Annotated in this window: 12 protein-coding genes; 4 read left to right on the top strand and 8 right to left on the bottom strand. The window is 59.9% G+C overall.

Going from position 1 to position 17,683, the window contains the following annotated elements; all coding sequences use genetic code 11:
• Positions 1-427: 427 nt before the first annotated feature.
• Positions 428-2,989: a GcvT family protein gene (locus ACSV9I_RS12570; RefSeq protein WP_438329128.1), complete on the bottom strand. Its 2,562-nt coding sequence runs from the start codon at positions 2,987-2,989 to the stop codon at positions 428-430.
• Between the two features lie 449 nt (positions 2,990-3,438).
• On the opposite strand from ACSV9I_RS12570, the gene ACSV9I_RS12565 reads away from it, so the two are divergent.
• The gene (locus tag ACSV9I_RS12565) at positions 3,439-3,969 is read left to right on the top strand and encodes a DUF992 domain-containing protein (RefSeq protein WP_054157355.1); all 531 of its coding nucleotides are present in this window, start codon (positions 3,439-3,441) and stop codon (positions 3,967-3,969) included.
• A gap of 55 nt (positions 3,970-4,024) precedes the next feature.
• Here ACSV9I_RS12565 and ACSV9I_RS12560 read toward each other — a convergent pair whose 3' ends face one another.
• Positions 4,025-4,837, bottom strand: a complete 813-nt coding sequence (locus ACSV9I_RS12560) for a helix-turn-helix transcriptional regulator (RefSeq protein ID WP_054157354.1) — start codon at positions 4,835-4,837, stop codon at positions 4,025-4,027.
• A gap of 106 nt (positions 4,838-4,943) precedes the next feature.
• On the opposite strand from ACSV9I_RS12560, the gene ACSV9I_RS12555 reads away from it, so the two are divergent.
• Positions 4,944-5,831 carry an SDR family oxidoreductase gene (locus ACSV9I_RS12555; RefSeq protein WP_438329127.1) on the top strand — a complete coding sequence of 296 codons (888 nt, stop codon included), beginning with the start codon at positions 4,944-4,946 and terminating at the stop codon, positions 5,829-5,831.
• A gap of 76 nt (positions 5,832-5,907) precedes the next feature.
• Here the strand turns inward: ACSV9I_RS12555 and ACSV9I_RS12550 are convergent, their stop codons facing one another.
• The 4 genes from ACSV9I_RS12550 to ACSV9I_RS12535 all read right to left on the bottom strand — a co-directional run bounded on the left by ACSV9I_RS12550 (position 5,908) and on the right by ACSV9I_RS12535 (position 13,328).
• Positions 5,908-9,891 (bottom strand): amino acid adenylation domain-containing protein, encoded by a 3,984-nt coding sequence (locus tag ACSV9I_RS12550; RefSeq protein WP_438329126.1) that lies wholly within the window; start codon positions 9,889-9,891, stop codon positions 5,908-5,910.
• Between the two features lie 387 nt (positions 9,892-10,278).
• A complete protein-coding gene (locus ACSV9I_RS12545) occupies positions 10,279-11,739 on the bottom strand; it encodes a protein adenylyltransferase SelO (RefSeq protein WP_438329125.1) in 1,461 nt (486 codons plus the stop codon).
• A 156-nt stretch (positions 11,740-11,895) separates the two neighbouring features.
• Positions 11,896-12,981, bottom strand: a complete 1,086-nt coding sequence (locus tag ACSV9I_RS12540; RefSeq protein ID WP_438329124.1) for a CsgG/HfaB family protein — start codon at positions 12,979-12,981, stop codon at positions 11,896-11,898.
• An 11-nt stretch (positions 12,982-12,992) separates the two neighbouring features.
• Positions 12,993-13,328, bottom strand: a complete 336-nt coding sequence (locus tag ACSV9I_RS12535) for a hypothetical protein (protein ID WP_054157349.1) — start codon at positions 13,326-13,328, stop codon at positions 12,993-12,995.
• Between the two features lie 244 nt (positions 13,329-13,572).
• Between ACSV9I_RS12535 and ACSV9I_RS12530 the strand changes: the two genes are divergently transcribed.
• Positions 13,573-13,989: a hypothetical protein gene (locus tag ACSV9I_RS12530; protein ID WP_156318487.1), complete on the top strand. Its 417-nt coding sequence runs from the start codon at positions 13,573-13,575 to the stop codon at positions 13,987-13,989.
• Positions 13,990-13,995: 6 nt separating this feature from the next.
• Here the strand turns inward: ACSV9I_RS12530 and ACSV9I_RS12525 are convergent, their stop codons facing one another.
• Positions 13,996-15,054 (bottom strand): hypothetical protein, encoded by a 1,059-nt coding sequence (locus ACSV9I_RS12525; protein ID WP_438329123.1) that lies wholly within the window; start codon positions 15,052-15,054, stop codon positions 13,996-13,998.
• Positions 15,055-15,144: 90 nt separating this feature from the next.
• Positions 15,145-16,122 carry a hypothetical protein gene (locus ACSV9I_RS12520; protein ID WP_438329122.1) on the bottom strand — a complete coding sequence of 326 codons (978 nt, stop codon included), beginning with the start codon at positions 16,120-16,122 and terminating at the stop codon, positions 15,145-15,147.
• A gap of 720 nt (positions 16,123-16,842) precedes the next feature.
• On the opposite strand from ACSV9I_RS12520, the gene ACSV9I_RS12515 reads away from it, so the two are divergent.
• Positions 16,843-17,616: an amino acid ABC transporter substrate-binding protein gene (locus ACSV9I_RS12515; protein ID WP_438329121.1), complete on the top strand. Its 774-nt coding sequence runs from the start codon at positions 16,843-16,845 to the stop codon at positions 17,614-17,616.
• Positions 17,617-17,683: the final 67 nt, after the last annotated feature.

The raw sequence follows: 17,683 nt of genomic DNA, 5'->3' as shown, positions 1-17,683 counted from the left end.
GTCAGGTTATTGCCAACGGAACTGTGCCCCTCTCCAGGAAAATCTGAAGTTTAGGCGGCTTACGCGCGCCTAACCCTTCGATTTTCCGTCCTCCCCCGCATGGGGGGAGGTGGGATGCGCACGGTGCCCGCCCTTCGACAAGCTCAGGAGGCGGATGAGGGGCAAAGGCCGCAAGCGCAACGCCGCGCGAAGGCTGTGAGATGAATTAGTCGTGGCGCAAGCCACTGCCAAACATCAGAAATCGCCAGAGAGGGGATCGGTTATGTCGAACCCGCAGCACCAATCCCCTCACCAACTAAATCTGAAGTTTAGCCCTGATCGGGCTAAGCCTTCGATTTTGTAACCTCTCCCACAAGGGGAGAGGTGAAAAAAACCGCCGGCCTTACGACCGACGGGTCCACAACTCTCTGAGCGAACCGCCCTAGCCTCAGCTGCGCGGCTTCAAGTTCTCCGGATCATACAGCGGCTTGTAACCGACCGCCGCAACTTCGACCGGGAAGCTCTCGGCGAAATATTCGACATTCAGCTTGCGGCCGACTTCGCAATACTCCGCCGGCAGATAGGCGAGTGCGATGTTCTTGCCGATGGTCGGGCCGTAGGCAACCGACGTCGTGTAAGAGCGGCGACCAAGGCTGTCGACGAGCACCTCGCCAGACGCAGGATCGACGACCGGCATGGAGCCGACCGGGTAACGGGCGACGCCCGACTTGTCGACATTGTCGGTCATGACAAGCGTGCAGAGCATGGCCGGCTGCTTGTCGCGGGCCTTGTATTCGAGATGCTTGGCCTTGCCGCGGAAATCGGCTTCCTTGACCTTCGGGCGCGCGAGATCCGCCTCGATCAGATTGTACTGGGTCAAGAGGTCGCCGTTCTGCAGGCGCAGGCTCTTTTCCATGCGGCGCGAGTTGGCATAGGTTTCGACGCCGAAGGCCATGACGCCGGTGGCGCGGAGCGCATCCCAGACGGCGAGGCCATCTTCGTACTTCATGTGCAGTTCCCAGCCCTGCTCACCGACATAGGAAATGCGGAAGGCGGCAACGTTTTTGCCGGCAATCTCGATCGGCTTGATCGCGGCAAAGGGGAAGTTTTCGATGTCGAGGCCGGCGGGATCGGCGACAACCTTCTTCAGGTTTTCGCGGGCATTGGGGCCCCAGATGCCGATGGTGATGAACTTCTCCGACACATCGGTGATGGTGACGTCAAGGCCGCGATCTTCAGCCACGCGCTTCATATAGTGGAAGTCGCGCGGGCCGGCATCGGCGCCGTTGACCAGGCGGCAGCGGTCTTCCATGCGGAAGACGGTGAAGTCGGCGCGCACCATGCCCTCGTCGTCGAGGAAGTGGGTGTAGATGCCCTTGCCGATATTGGCGTCGCCACCGATCTTGGCGGCGCAGAGCCATTCCAAAAGCTCGACATGATCTGGGCCTTCGATGTCGACCATGTGGAAATGGCTGAGGTTGACGATGCCGCAATCCTCGCTCATCGCCAGATGCTCGGCATTCGAAACGCGCCAGAAGTGCCTGTTATCCCACTCGTTTTCGCGAACCGGCACGCGGTCGCCATACTTTTCCAGCAGGTGCTCGTTGGCCGCATAGCCATGGGCACGCTCCCAGCCGCCGAGCTCCATAAAGTAGCCGCCGAGTTCGACTTCGCGGCCATACATTGGTGAACGCTTGACATTGCGGCCGGAGGCATAGGGCTCGCGCGTGTGAACGGCCGGGAAGTAGATCTTCTGGGCCGCTTCATAAGAGCGGCCGGCGATGAACTCTTCGGTCAGCTGATGCGGATAGAAGCGGGCGTAATCGATCGAGTTATGGTCGATCTCGGTGCGGCCATCGGTCATCCAGTCGGCGATCAGCTTGCCGTAACCAGGGCCGTCCTTGACCCAGATGGCGACGCAATACCAGAGGCCGCGCACCTTCTGGCTTTCGCCGCAGGACGGACCACCGGCAGCGGAGACCTGGAGAAGACCGTTGAAGCTGTGGCCTTCGTTATAGCCGAGTTCGCCAAGGATCGGCGTCAGTTCCATCGCCTTTTCGAGCGGCTCGAGGATCTGCTCCATGTCGAGATCGCGCTGCGACGGCGAGAGGCGCGCCTCATGCTTTTCCAGGAGCTCGTGCGGATGGCACATGCGCGGATTGTGCTGCTCGTAATAACCCCATTCGATCTGGCCGCCCTCGGTGGTCTTCGGGTCGCCGGTGTCGCGCATATAGGCGGAATTGCCCTGGTCGCGCAGCAGCGGATAGCCGATTTCCTTGCCCGTGCCTTCGAACTCGTTATACGGACCGAAGAAGGTGAGCGGATGGTCGACCGGCATGACGGGCAGGTCTTCGCCGACCATTTCGGCGATCAGACGGCCCCAGAGACCGGCGCAGACGATGACGTGATCGGCCATGATCGTGCCGCGATGGGTGACGACGCCCTTGATGCGACCATTCTCGACGATGAGCGACTGGGCCGGCGTATTGCCGAACATCTGAAGCTTGCCGGACTTTTCAGCGGCATCGACGAGCTTGCCGGCAACGGTCTGGGAGCGCGGAACGACGAGGCCGGCATCCGGATCGAACATGCCGCCCATGACCTGATCTTCCTCGATCAGCGGGAACATGGCCTTGATCTCGGACGGCGAGACATAATGGGCGCGGGTGCCGAAGGCGCGGGCAGACGAGAGCTTGCGCTTGATCTCTTCCATCCAGGTGTCGTCGCCGGTGCGGGCGACTTCGAGACCGCCGATTCGGGCGTAGTGGCCCATCTTCTCGTAGAAATCGATGGAATACTGGGTCGTCCAGACCGAGAGATAGTCGTGGGACGTGGTGTAACAGAAGTCGGAGGCATGGGCCGTCGAGCCGATATCTGTGGGAATGCCTGATTTGTCGATGCCGACGATATCGTCCCAGCCGCGTTCGATCAGGTGATGGGCGATGGAGGCACCAACAATGCCTCCAAGCCCGATGATGACGACCTTTGCCTTGGACGGAAACTCTGCCATTGCCGAAAACCCTGATGTCTGGGAGTGAATGATGTGGCCCCGATCTTAAGAGGCGTAACGAGACAATTGCAGCCTGTATGCGACATTCTGCAAGGGACCCACGACCAGTTTGCACGGCAATATCTTTCCCATCGCGTCGTGGCGGCGGGCTTGGCTGTCGCAGGAGGAATAAGAAGACCGGAAAGTCCCGGCCCAAGTCCCGCGCGGCACATGCGTTGCAAAACGGCACAGTTTGGCAAGACCTGTTAAGACAGACAGGCCGAACGCAAGTCCATCAGCCGGTTCCACGCCCGATTTCGGTGCAAAAATCTGCGATTTGCCGGGGACACAGCTTCCTTTTGCCTCAGTTGGATCATTCTTCGGGTTTACGCGTTTGTTCCTCGGAACTGTCCCGCAAGCCGGAAACCGGCCGAAATCGACGGGCAGACCACTGCAAGGAGATTATCACCATGAAGACACTGATCGCGGCAAGCCTTGCCACCCTTTCCGTCGCAGCCCATGTCGGCACGGCGATCGCGGCGGACATGACCTATAGCGAGCCGGCACCGACCTTCCAGGAAAGCGGCCCGTCGGGCGGCGTTCGCATCGGCTATCTCGACTGCGCCATCGGGTCTGGCTTTGGCTATGTTCTCGGTTCGGCCAAGACAGCCGATTGCGCCTTCACCTCGGTCATCGGCGGCGAGCCGATGGATCAGTATTCGGGCGCCATCAAGAAATTCGGCGTTGACCTTGGCTACACCGCAAAGGGCCGCATCGTCTGGGCCGTATTCGCTCCGACCGCCGGCTATCACAAGGGCTCGCTCGGCGGCCTTTACGGCGGCGCATCGGCTGAAGCGACACTCGGTGCCGGCGTCGGCGCGAATGTTCTCTTCGGCGGCACGGAAGGCTCGATCCATCTGCAGCCGATCAGCGTCTCCGGCCAGCTTGGCCTTAACATCGCCGCAACCGGCACCTCGATGACGCTGACACCGGCCAGCTGATCGGTCCGCAATTGATCCTATGGGAAAAGGCGCCCCGCAACGGGCGCCTTTTCTGTTACGGCCCCGCGACAAGATGACGGATGCGTTCCGCAACGACCTCGTCCAGCGGGGTATAGACCATCAGATTGAGGTCCGGACGGCCATCGACGGCAAAGGCGGAATACTCAAGGTCGATGGAACCCAGCAGCGGATGATCGAGGTGTTTCGCCCCCTCGTCCGGCGTGCTGATGCGGTTTTCACTCCAAAGCCGGCGGAAATCGGGGCTTATCTCCGAAAGCTCGAACACAAGCTCTTCCACCTCGGACATGGCCCCTGCCCGCGCGACATCGGCGCGAAAGGCACCGACGGCGAAGCGCGCCATGGCTTCCCAATTGTGCTGCTTTGCCCGCACGCCAGGGTCCGAAAACAGGAAGCGCAGCATGTTGCGCTCACCGGGGGGAAGGCGGCCATAGTCGGAGAGAACGATGGTCGACGCCTTGTTCCAGGCGACCACCTCCCAGGTCGCGGTCTTGACCACGGCCGGACAGGTTTCGAGACGGTCGATAAAGCGCTGCAGGCGGGGATGGACGCCCTCGACCTCTCTGTAGCGCGCCTCGGGCGGACGTCCCAGGCCCAGCATGAACAGGTGTTCGCGCTCCGCCTCGGTCAGAAGCATGGCGGTGGCAATGCGGTTCAGCACATCGGCGGACGCAGCCCCGCCACGCCCCTGCTCCAGCCAGGTGTACCAGGTCGCGCTGATATTGGCGCGCTGGGCAATTTCTTCGCGCCGGAGACCCGGCGTGCGCCGCCTGCCGGAAAAGCCGAAGGCCGCAGGGTCAAGCCGGGTTCGGCGATCCCGGAGATACTGCGCAAGTGTTGTCGCCGCCATGGGAAGCCTCGGAGCCTGAGGGTTATTATACCAGGATAAAGTCACTACTTTACCATGATAATGGATCTGTCATGGCTTGTCGCGTTGAACTGCAAAGGAAACGCACATGCGCATATTTCTCACCGGCGCCACAGGCTTCATCGGATCGGCTCTCATTCCCGAACTGCTGGGCGCTGGCCATCAAGTGCTCGGGCTCTCCCGCTCAGCGCAGGGCGCCGCAAAGCTTCAGGCACTGGGCGCCGAGGCCCATGAAGGCAGGCTGGAAGATCCGGACAGCCTGACAGCGGGCGCGGCCAAGGCCGATGCCGTCATCCACCTCGCCTTCGACCATGATTTTTCCAACTATCTCGCCAATTGCCGCAAGGATGCTGCCGCGATCGCAGCACTCGGGCGCGGCATTGCGGGGTCCACCTGCCCCATGCTCATCACCTCCGGCATCGGCATGGGAAGCCCAGCCCCGGGTGAAATCGCGGTCGAGACGGTGCTTGACCTCAACCACCCGACACCCCGCATCGCCTCGGAACTCGCAGCAAGGGATCTGGCTGAGGCAGGCTTGAACATCGCCACAGTCCGGCTGTCGCAGATCCATGACACCCATCGCCAGGGCCTCGTCAGCTATCTCATCGATATCGCCCGTGCCACAGGCTCTGCTGCCTTTGTCGGGGACGGCGCGACATGCTGGTCGGCATGCCATTTGAGCGACGCCGTGAGGCTCTTCCGCATGGCAATCGAGACGGCTGAACCGGGGCAACGCTACCATGCCGTTGGCGAGGAGGCTGTCAGCCTGCGTGACATCGCAAACGCCATTGCCCGCAGCCTGGATATCCCCGCCCTATCGATCCCGGCGGAAGAGGCAAAACTGCACTTTGGCGCAATGGCCGGTTTTGCCGGTCTCGATATGCGGGCGTCTTCAATGCTGACGCAACAAAGACTTGGCTGGGCACCGACAGGGCCGAACCTGCTTGCATCTCTCGATGGGATGGGCACCCGCTGACAGCGTCATGCGCCGACCGACACCGCGCGAAAAGGGGCGCTCCGATGAAGAGCGCCCTTCATTTTCATATTATAAATCAGAGCGCTATCCGTGGCTTCTCATCTTGCGTCCGACGGAGAACAAGGATTTCGCGCAGAAGTTCGGCCTGGATGACCGCGCCGATTTCAGCAGCCGGTGCGGGGTTCAACATGTCGTCATGGCCGCAATCGAGCGTGCGCAGATAGATACGTCCGCCAATATGCGGCAGCCAGGCCTCCACGTCGTAGTCGATCACCAGCCGCGTGGCCGGTGCCGCCATCACGCGCCCTGCCCGGAAGAAATGCAGGTCTGCATCCAGATGCCCCGGCACAAAACGCCCGGCCATATGGAAATTCTCGAGAATGACCTGCCGCGCCCGGTCGACCAACCTTGGATCATCCAGGCCCGTATAGGCGAGATAGCCCGAATTCTCCTGGTAGAAACGGTCGACGGCGAAGTCGCCCAAGGCCTGCAAGGTTTCAATCCCCTCCGCATCCTCGATGCTTACGCCGAGAAAGGCCATGGCGGCCTCTGCCAGCACCTTCTCGCCAAGCGCCGCCCCGCCCGGGCGGAAGGTGTAGCTGTCCAGCATGCCGAGAAAGGCAATCGCCTCGCCATCCTTGCGCAGGAGCCGTGCGATCTCGTGGGCGATCAGACCACCCAGCGACCAACCGATGATATGATAAGGGCCATGCGGCTGGCGCGCCCGGATACGCTCGAGATAGCGGCGGGCCGTCTCCTCGATGCTCGCAGGTGCCGCTGCCGGATCGGTCAGCCCGTCCGATTGCAGCGCATAGATCGGCACGTCCTCGCCGACATGCTGGCCAAGCGCAAAGAAGCCCCAGCCGAGCCCGAGCAGAGGGTGGATGCAGAAGAGCGGCGCCCTGTCACCCGTCGCCTTGATCGGCAGGAACGGCTGCATCAGCGAATGCGGCTCCTCCGCCACTTCCAGCCGCTCGGCAAGAGCGGCAATCGTCGGCGTCTCGAAAACGGCAGCCAGCGGAATTTCGCCGCTGATCTTGCCACGCAGTGCCGAGATCATGCCGGCAGCAGCGAGCGAATCTCCGCCAAGGGCGAAGAAATCATCATGAATGCCGACCGTTTCCAGCCCCAGAACCTCGCACCACAGTTCGGCGAGCTTTCGCTCCGTATCATTGCGGGGGAGAACGACATCATCGCTTTTCGCCCGCCATTCGGGCGCCGGCAGGGCCTTCCTGTCGATCTTGCCATTGCTGTTGAGCGGCATGGCAGCAAGTTCGACATAGGCTGCAGGCACCATGTGGCTCGGCAGCACGGCGGCAAGCCGACGGCTGATTGCCTTCGGATCGAAGGCGTCCGAGCCCGGATCGCGGACCAGATAGGCGACCAGCCGCTTGTCGACACCAGGGTCTTCGCGCAGCACCACGACGGCTTCAGCAATACCCTCCTCGCTGACCAGTGCCGTCTCGATCTCACCGGGCTCGATGCGGAAACCGCGGATCTTGATCTGGAAATCGTTGCGGCCGAGATATTCCAGGTTTCCATCGGCGCGCCAGCGCACCAGGTCTCCCGTGCGATAGAGCCGCCCCCGGCCCGAGAATGGATCGGGAATGAAGCGCTCCTCCGTCAGCTCCGGGCGGTTGAGATACCCCTTGGCGACACCCATGCCCCCGATCAGCAATTCACCGACAAAGCCGGGCGGCACCGGCTGGCCGTGGCGATCCACCACATAGAGCTCGGTATTCCAGATGGGCCGGCCGATGGCGGGCGCGGCAAGATCGCTCCCCGACAGGGACATGACCGTCGACCAGATCGTCGTTTCGGTCGGGCCATAAAGATTGAGCACGGGATGGCCAAGCCGCGCCATGCTGTGGGCAAGGTCCGGCGACAAGGCCTCGCCACCGACCAGAGGCCTGAGACCTTCAATCCCGGTCGTACCATCCTGCAGGAGCGCCCGCCAAAGCGAGGGCGTCGCCTGCAAGACGGTAATCCCCTCGCGGGAAATCAGCCGCCGCAGCGCCACCGGATCGCGCACCGTATCGCGCTTTGCAATCACCACCGTCGCGCCGGACAGAAGCGGCAGAAACAGTTCGAGCACGGCGATATCGAAGGCGAGCGTGGTGACGGCGAGCAGCCGGTCCAAGGGTTTGAGACCGACAATATCCTGCAGCGAAACCAAAAAGTTGGTGAGCCCGCGATGGGCGATTTCCACCCCCTTGGGACGCCCCGTCGAGCCGGAGGTAAAGATGACATAGGCCGTATCCTGAGGCCCTGCCGGCGCTGGCAGATCCGCCTCCGAGACAAGCGGCGGATGGTCGGCGAAGATACGCGGCACGTCACCAAGCTCGATCTCGTCTTCGAGTTCGGTGGTTGTGATCACGGCGCGCGGCATCGCCTCCTTGAGGATCGCTCCCAGCCGGTCACTATGGTCGGAAGGGTCGAGCGGCAGATAGGCGGCTCCAGCCTTGAGCACAGCCAGAAGCATGACCGGCATCGCTTCCGACCGCGGCAGGGCAATGGCAACCAGATCGCCGGCACGGATGCCTTCGGCGATCAGATGCCGTGCCCAATCATCAGAGGCGCGGTCCACCTCCACATAGGACAGCGCGTGATCGCCAAAGATGACGGCTGTTGCATGGGGGCTGCGTTCCGCCTGCCGACGAAAGAGTTCCGGCCAACTGACCTGCTCGATCGGCCTGCCCGTGGCATTCCACTGAACCAGAACCCGCTCGCGCTCTTCAGGCAGCAGAAGAGATTGCGTGGCGACGAGGCGCCCTGGCTGATCGATCAGGCCGTCGATCATCGACACGAACCGCTGTTGGTGCTCGACAAGCTCCTCGCGGCTGTAAAGACCGGGATTGGCGTCGAAATCAAATCGCACCGCCGAGCCATCGCCCCGGTCATAGGCAAAAATGGTCAGATCCGTCATCGTGCCGTTCGACAGGTTGCGGGCATTGGCCGGCAATCCGTCGAAATCAAAACCGTAGTTGAACGGCTCGATATTGACCCCGAGCCAGGCGATCTGCTCCTCGCGATGCGACTGGCCGAGATCACGGCGCATGTCTTCGTAGCGGTAGCGTTGATAGCGCAGCGCGCGCGCCATCTGCTGGGCGGCCTGTTTCACGACATCGGCCAGGGTTGTTTCCGGGCGGAACGAGAAGCGCAAAGGCACGGCATTGGCGACCATGCCCGGAATGCGGCGCATCTCGCTGCTGATGCGGGCGGTGACCATGGTGAGGATTGTCAGGTCCTCGACATCGGTTGCCCTTGCATAATAAGTGGCGACCAGGGCAATCAGCGTCTGCGGGAGGCTGCCACCGGCGGTGCGCCCGAGGGCCTCCAGCGCATCAATGCGGGCGCGGTCCATCTCCACGCTGTGGCGCAACAGACCGCCCACAGGCTCCACTTTGCGCCTGGCAAGCGTTACCGGATCGGGAAGGCCGGAAAGCTGCTCCATCCAGTATCGCCGATCGCGCTCGAAATGCACCGACCCGCGATAGGCGAGTTCCTGGTCGCGCAGATCGTCCGTCGTTCCGAAGGGCGTAACAGGCATGCTGCGTCCCTGTTTCAGGCCTGAATAGATCTCCGCCACGCGATGCGCGATCAAACCACCGGAAAAGCCGTCGAACAGGATGTGGTGGGCGCTGTTGTACCAGATCCATTGGTCGGAGCCGAGCCGCAACAGGGCGCATCGCCAAAGATCATCACTGGCCAGATCAAGCGGACGCTGGAGCTCGGTCTGCATCCAGGCCTCGGCGGCACCGGACGGATCGGCGCGCCCGGACAGATCGATCAGCGGAAACTCGCCCGGATAAGACGGCAGAAATACCTGCTCTGGTTGTCCTTCAACCTCCCGGATCCGCGTGCGCGTCGCTTCGAGCTCTTCGGAAAGCTGTCGCAGCGACACAAAAAACAGCGTGGGATCGAGGTCACCGACAATTTCGATGGCCTCGGCAAGCATGAAACTCCAGCCGTGACCAGAGATCTTTTCCTTGAGCCACATGCCAGCCTGAGGTGACGACAATGGCGTAACGCGATGAATACTTACAAAGGCTGAGTCCATATCTCGATAAAGCCCCCTATTCGAAAAAATGGCACAACAAGAACCGCTCCTTCCGATGGACAAATCGGAAGAGTTTCATAAAATTACATTTTTTGGGATTTCTTAAATTGCCCGAACTATCGAAAATCCATTAAATTTGCCGGGCCTCTCAAAATCTCTTCTTGTAAAGCCAGCATAACAGACTTTTTTTGGATGTATCAACTGACCGCATCCTGCGATTTATGATCCACAAGAACAATCAGCGATACCTACATTAATCCAATGCAATCATAAGGGGTGTTGCAGCGCATACGAGCAAAATCAGACACTTGCCAAAAGGACCTGATAATACGCAAATTTTTAGCGCAACGCACAATCCGTGCGGCAAGGCTCGTCCCTGCGCTTGCCTCAGGTGCCGCAAAAGGTCCGCGTGACGCGCTGCTCGGGCGTTGGCGGCAAGCGCAGATCCTCGGCGTCCGGCAACTCCCGATAGGGATCGGACAAGGCATCGACCAACCGATGAAAGAAGGAGAAGTCGTTATAGACGGCGGCCGCAATGGCCTCCTCGATCCGATGATTGCGCGGAATGAGGGCCGGATTGACCGCATCCATCCCCCCCTGTCTCGTGGCCGGCGCGCGACCATCGTCGATGCGAGACCGCCAGCGGGCGAGCCAGGACGACAGATCGACCGGCGCCTTGAACTGGCCAAGCAGAACGTCATCTGCCGTACCGCCGGCAAGCTTGCCAAGAGCACGGAAAGTCAGCGTGAAATCGGCTTCTCCCTGATGCATCAGGTCAAGGAAATCCGAGACCAGCTGGCGATCATCCGCCGCCTCGCCATCAAGGCCAAGCTTGGCGCGGAACAGCGACAGCCACTCCGCCTGGAAGATCTCACCGAAGGCGGCAAGGACGCCATTGGCCGCCTCGACGGCCTTCTCCTCATTCTCATCGATGAGCGGCAGCAGGCATTCGGCAAGCCTTGCAATATTCCACTGGCCGATTCCCGGCTGGTTGCCATAGGCATAACGTCCGCGCTGATCGATCGAGGAAAACACCTTCCGGGGATCGTATTCGTCGAGAAAGGCGCAAGGGCCGAAATCGATCGTCTCGCCTGACACCGCCATGTTGTCGGTGTTCATCACGCCATGGATGAAGCCGATCGACAGCCACCGCGCAATCAGCTTGGCCTGCGCTTCGGCAATGGCATGAAGCACGGCAAGATAGGGCTTCTCGGCCGTTGCCACATGCGGATAGTGCCGCGCAATCACGTGATCGGCAAGCGTCCTGACGGCTTCGTCATTGCCCTCGGCCGCGAAAAACTGGAAGGTCCCGACACGGATATGGCTTGCGGCGACGCGGGTCAGAACCGCACCCGGAAGCATGGTTTCCCGCATCACCGCCTCACCGGTAGCAACCGCCGCAAGCGCCCGGGTCGCAGGCACCCCAAGGGCCGCAAAGGCTTCCGACAGAATATACTCGCGCAGCACCGGGCCAAGCGCTGCACGCCCATCGCCATTGCGCGAAAAAGCCGTCGGGCCAGCCCCCTTCAGCTGGATATCGCGACGACGCCCCTGCAGATCCAGGACTTCGCCAAGCATCAGCGCCCGTCCATCGCCCAGCTGCGGATTGAAATGGCCGAACTGATGCCCCGCATAGGCCTGCGCGATCGGCTCGGCCCCAAGCGGGATCACCTGGCCGGAAAACACCTGCGCGAGCCGGGCATCATCCACCTCGGCAAGGTCAAGCCCGAGTTCCGCCGCAAGCGCCGGATTGAACCGGATCAGCTTCGGCCTTGCCGCCGCTGCGGGCTTTGCCGGACGATGAAAGACCTGCGGCAGGCGCGCATAGCTGTTGTCGAAGGAAAACAAGAGGCAACTCCCCGCCCGGCCATGGGGCTACATGATCTCTGGCCAAATATAGGGATGGACGCCCCTGCGACAAGGCGAAAAGGCCGGGGTGACGGATCGGCACACAAGCGAGCAATCCAACACCGACCGCCCCCTTCGCGCGCAAACGGCCTGTCCTCAATCGCCAGGCACCTCGCCAGGCATCGGCACAAGCACCACCCCGGGCAGATCCCCATAGAGCGGCACCGAGCCCTGACCGGGTGCAGGATCCGCCGGCGGAACCGGCGCTGGACTTTGCGCCTGGACCGGCACTGGCGCGGGCAATGCCGGAGATGCAGCGGCCGGTACATAGCTTGCGACCGGCCCCGGCAGCCGGCTTGAAACCTGACTCACCGCCGGATTGGGCATCTGCAGGGCGCGATCGTCTTGCGAGGCCTTCGGCAAAAGAGCATCGCAGGCACCCTTGTGGCCCGACAGCTCCTTGACCATGTCATAGGCGGCATCGGCGAGCACCCAGCGAATGGCCGCCTGCAACCCTTCCTGCGACTTGTCACCGATCTTGATATCGAACAGCTCATCGGAGAAGAAGCGGAACACGGATGCGAAAACTTCACGGCCAACCGCTTGTTTCGAATAGGATTTCGCCCGGATGATGCGCGTCGACGTGGTGTCCGTGACGCGGATGTCGACGGCCGCCGTGACGGCAAAACGGCGCGCGCCGATGCCGGCACCACCAATCGAGGCTTCGGCGCCGCCCGAATAACTGTTGAAGTCGAGCTGGGTGATGACACCGTCGATCACATAGTCGGAGCCGCGCAAGCCCCCCTTGACCAGCGGGCGGAACGGCAGGCTTTCGCCGCCGACAACAACATTGCCGCCATCACCGAGGATCTGCTCCCGCGCCCTGGCAATTTCCCATTCCGACACGGCCGTGTTCGACCGGTTGACCTGCTTCACGCCGGCCTTTTGCAGAAGCGAAATCATCATGCCGGCGCTATCGCGCGGCAGATAATTGCCCGCCTCTTCCGACGAATAGCGGCCGGTCTGGTCGGTGATCACATGGACGGCGAAGATGCGCGGATATTTCTGCACTTCCGGCGTCTTTGCCAGGCATTCGAGCGCGGCATCGACCGGCGTGCGGGTGGCGATCGGCACAGGGCCAAGAAAGGCCGGCTTGGGTGCCTTTTCGGCCACTTGCGATTGGCACGAGGCGAGCAGAAGCAGGGACGCCGCAAAAACAAGACGCGATTTACCGGAGATCATCTCTGGTCTCCTTAATTGTTCAGGATGGAATTATTGCTGTTGTTCTGATCGATCGTCTGGTCGCCATTATGATCCTGCGTCACCGTGATGTCGTTGTTCGAGCCGGTGACGTTGATCGTGGTCGAATTGCCGGTCTGTTGCGTGCCAAGCCCGGCCGCAGAACCGACGCCCGTATTGAAACGGCCCTGCAACTCAAGGCGTGTGCGCTCGAGATTAAGAAGAACCTGGCGTTCATTGGCAGAGCGAAACTGGTAGGGCCGATCGTCTCCGAGACCATTGGCCGACGCGCTGCACGGCACGACAACGGCAAGAACGACTGGAAATGCGATCTGTCGAAAACCACCCATGACACCCTCCACTGCTCCTTGAATGCGCCCGGCATTCGTAAATACTTCCAGCGAGGAATATCACTAAAAAACTAAGGATACAGCGAAAAAATTCCATACTTTCAATATCGGTTACGAATGCAGCTCAATTCGTTGCGTATTCACAACACAAAAATGTCGATCATGAAGATACAATGACATAGCTGGACAAACGACGGAAAATGAAGCAAAATTTTTGAAATCAAACAATGTATAGGCGGATGACATGCGCATATATTTATATTTGTCATCAACAATAATTATAGGATTTTCTTCCGCGAGCGCATACGCCAATCCGGTGGAGGATTTCGTCCGCGCCATGGTCGACCTGAAACGCGTAAGTGCGACCTGCGAACCCTATGTACAAGGCTCTCCAATGCGTTTGACCGCCGGCATAGACGCCTACTTCACATCACTGAAACAGCCTGTCCCAACACCCGTTGACGATCAGGCCCGAGACAGTATTGGAAAACTGCTGAAACAGCATGCGGCTTATATATGCTCCGAAAAACTGACGAAGCAGCATCAAAAATACATGAAGGCCGCAGAGTTATACATGACAGAAAAACCGGCACAATGGCCGGATGCTCCCTGGATCGACTTCCCGCAATGGTGTCCGGACCCCGCATGCTCGGGCTATTGATAGCAGTCATCGATCGATCGACACCGAGTTGCCGGTCTGCTGTGTCGCGCCGCCACTGGCACCACTCACCGATTGTTCGTAGTCCCCGGTCTGCGACACATCGATCGTTGCCGGCACGTCATCGACTGCGGGGGCCTTCAGCACGATAACATTCACATAATTCGAAGACCGCTGCTCGATCCCGGGCGTCGTCAACTGCTCCGTCAGACCCGCAAGCGTCACCAGTTCGACCTGATTTGTCACAAACTGACGGCCGGTCGAAGTCTGGGAAAGCGTTCCAATACTTTCAGCCTCGATGTAATTGGCAATATTGGTGCCGCCCTGGCTGATCGAACCCCAATCCGCACCCTCCTGCACCGTCACCACATTGTTGATGATCTGGTCTCCGGCAAAATCGCGAACGACCTCAGTGACCTTACCGGCAACGATGACGTTGCCGATATTGGTACCCTCCTGAACGATTGCCCCACCTCCGCCGACACCGGTCACCCTCAGCCGGTTCTCGATCACCTGCTCGGCTTGTTCGGCAAAGTTCTGCGAGCTGATCGCCACAGATTCCTTCGAATGGATCAGGTTGATCGTATTGATGCCCGATTGCCGGATGGTGCCGGCAAGCTCCGGCAGAGAAAGCGTATTGAAGGCATGCTGCGAGGCGCCATCGACGAAATTCTGTTCGACGCGGCCGACCGTGCCGCCGACCACGGCATTCGCCGTATTGCTGGCCTCCTGCTCGATGCCTTCGAGTGCAGAGACAGCATTGAGCACGATATCATTGATGGAGAACTGCTGGCCGTCAAAGGTTTGCGACACACTGTCCAGCGGACGGGCCTCGACTTCGACGATGTTGCCGGCATTGCTCGCGACCTGCCGCGCCGTCTTTGCCAGCTTGACATCCGTCCATCCGATCACCTGTCGAGCGTCCTGCCGACCGACGACCTGCTGCACGATCTGTGCCGGCTCCTCCTGCGAAGACACCGATTGCACCGGCTCTGCCGCGCGAAGCCCGGGCACGACGACCGTAACAGCCCCGGCCACGGCGACGGCAACTCGCAGGTTCATGCCCATGACATACCTCCACGGCTCTTGATAAGCCGGGTTTCATTCACAACACGGGGAGAAAGGCCAGGCCGACGCGTCGGCCTGGCCGGCACTGGATCAATCCAGGCTGCCAATCGAGTTGGCAACATTGGTTGCGCTCTGCACCACCTGCTCGACCGTGCCATTGGCATCAAGCAAGTTGGATGCTTCCTGCGAGGCAAAGGCGACCTGACTGATGTCGAGGGTGTCGTTGATCGCACCAATCGAAACAAGATTGGTGGCATTCACAGCCGTTTGATTAAAGTCCCAGACATTGGAGTTGGAACCGACGGAATCGGCGACATTCTTCGCGTCTTGCTCGACAGCCGAAAACTGGGCCAGTGTTTTACTTACGCTCTGGACACTCACACTGTTGACCACATTTGTCGCGTCTTGCGTCGACGGGATCACCACAGTCGCCTCACCCACGACTTCCGTCGCATTGCCATCGATGGATTTCTTGAACACGATGGTATTGTAGGCATCCTGGTCACCCACAGCGAACTGTTTGACCTTGTAGAGATCCTCCGTGGCCACATCGGAAGAAATCAGATTGGCAGCATTCACGGCCGACTGACTGACGTCTTCGACGGTATAGGCGGTTTCTATGTCGTTCGTCGCATATTGGTCGACAAAGGCGCCCTGCTTGATCTTATCAAGGTACAGAGCTCCTTCCGGAGTGTCGACCACATCGGTGCCGAGCGATACGGAATTGGCCACATTGGTGGCGCTCTGAGTAACATCCTTGATCACCGCATAGTCGGGATGCCAACTCCACCACATATAGCTTCCGCCGGAGTCGATGCTGTTCTCCGCATCCTGCTCAAGCCACGAGCCCTGCGCAATCTCATCCAGCCCACCAGCATCAACCAGCGACACCAGATTGGCCGCATTGACGGCCTCCTGAGTGACTCCGACCGCCGACGTGACGTCATCGATTTCGTTCAAAGCCTCCTGCACACCACCAACCAGCTGTTCGATGTCTGCACTTTCCCAGGCAAACACGGCTGATGACGACATGAGTGCGATGAGAGATGCTGCGAGAATAGTTTTCATGATTATCTCCTCTGTTTTACATGTCGCTCCGACATCAATCCTCATCCAAACCCGCCTCGTAGTCAGATTGGCTTGATTGAAGACGCAGAGCAGCTCTTCCAGCGAAACAATTCGCCAGAACTTTCATTCGGTCAAAAGATCCTTTCAGACCCCTCCGAACTGTTTTGATAACAAAACTCGAACGCTCACCGGACAATACGAACCGGAGACTCAACATAGATGAGAATGACATTGCTATAAGTTACAAAAGGCACCATTATTATGGTTCTATATTTATTGACGGGCGCCATCCGCACTTGAGCTGAAGTATAATCACAGATTGCACTCGCGGTCTACCGCGAATTAACATGTTCTTAAGGATGACAAATGAGGTGAAACATCGCAAAAATTTCCTTGACGAGTCAGGCGGTTGGCAGGAATTACCGCGCGGCAACCCGACTCGCGGCGAAAAATCCCCCAAAAATGGCGTGATAAATTCGCTCGACTCGCCTCACGCAGGACAGGTCGCATCGACCTTCAGATGCTGGGTTGAAAACCACGCGGGTGAGCCTGCTGCAACAGCGCATTGCGCGACAACGCGCAGAGCCTTGCCGGAAGAGCCCGCAGCGGAATGAGCAAAATATTCTCATTTGCCCATTTTATTTGCTCTTTTCTCTCCTCCATCCGCACCTACTTTCTGCGAAATGAAGAGCATCCGAAAGCGATACGAAAGGAAGACCGATGAACTGGCTCAAAACACTCGCAACAGCGGCAGCCCTGCAGACCCTGGCCCTCGCCCCGGCCATGGCTGGCGAGAACCTCGACCAGATCAAGGCCGCCGGCGTGATCAAGATCGGCACTGAAGGCACCTATGCGCCCTTCACCTTCCATGATGCAGACAACAAGCTGGTTGGTTTCGATGTCGAAATTGGCGAAGCGGTTGCAGCCAAGCTTGGCGTGAAGGCCGAATTCGTCGAAGGCAAATGGGATGGCCTGATCGCCGGTCTCGACGCCAACCGCTATGACGCCGTCATCAACCAGGTCGGCATCACCGAAGCGCGCAAGCAGAAGTATGATTTCTCCGACCCCTACATCGTCTCCAAGGCAGTTCTGGTGGTCAAGGAAGGCAATGAAGACATCAAGAGCTTTGAAGACTTGAAGGGCAAGACGTCGGCGCAGTCGCTGTCCAGCAACTTCGGCAAGATCGCCGAAGCTGCGGGTGCCCAACTGGTTGGCACCGATGGTTTCGACCAGTCGATCCAGCTGGTGCTGACCGGCCGCGCCGATGCGACCATCAATGACAGCCTGTCCTTCCTCGACTTCAAGAAGCAGAAGCCCGACGCCCCGGTGAAGATCGCCGCTGAAAAGGCAGAGGCCGATGCTTCCGGCATCATCGTTCGCAAGGGCGACGCCGAACTGGTGGCCGCGATCAACCAGGCGCTGACGGACATCAAGGCCGACGGCACCTACAAGGCGATCGCTGACAAGTATTTCGGCCAGGACGTCTCGAAGTAAGGCTCATCCTCCCTCGAAAAGGGAGATGGCAAGGGCGGCTGCACCCCGAAATTCGAAGGCAGCCACC

It is taken from the genome of Rhizobium sp. G187, from assembly GCF_051549525.1.
In the GTDB taxonomy this organism is placed as follows: Bacteria; Pseudomonadota; Alphaproteobacteria; order Rhizobiales; family Rhizobiaceae; genus Allorhizobium.
This window is presented reverse-complemented; position numbering and strand designations above follow the sequence as displayed.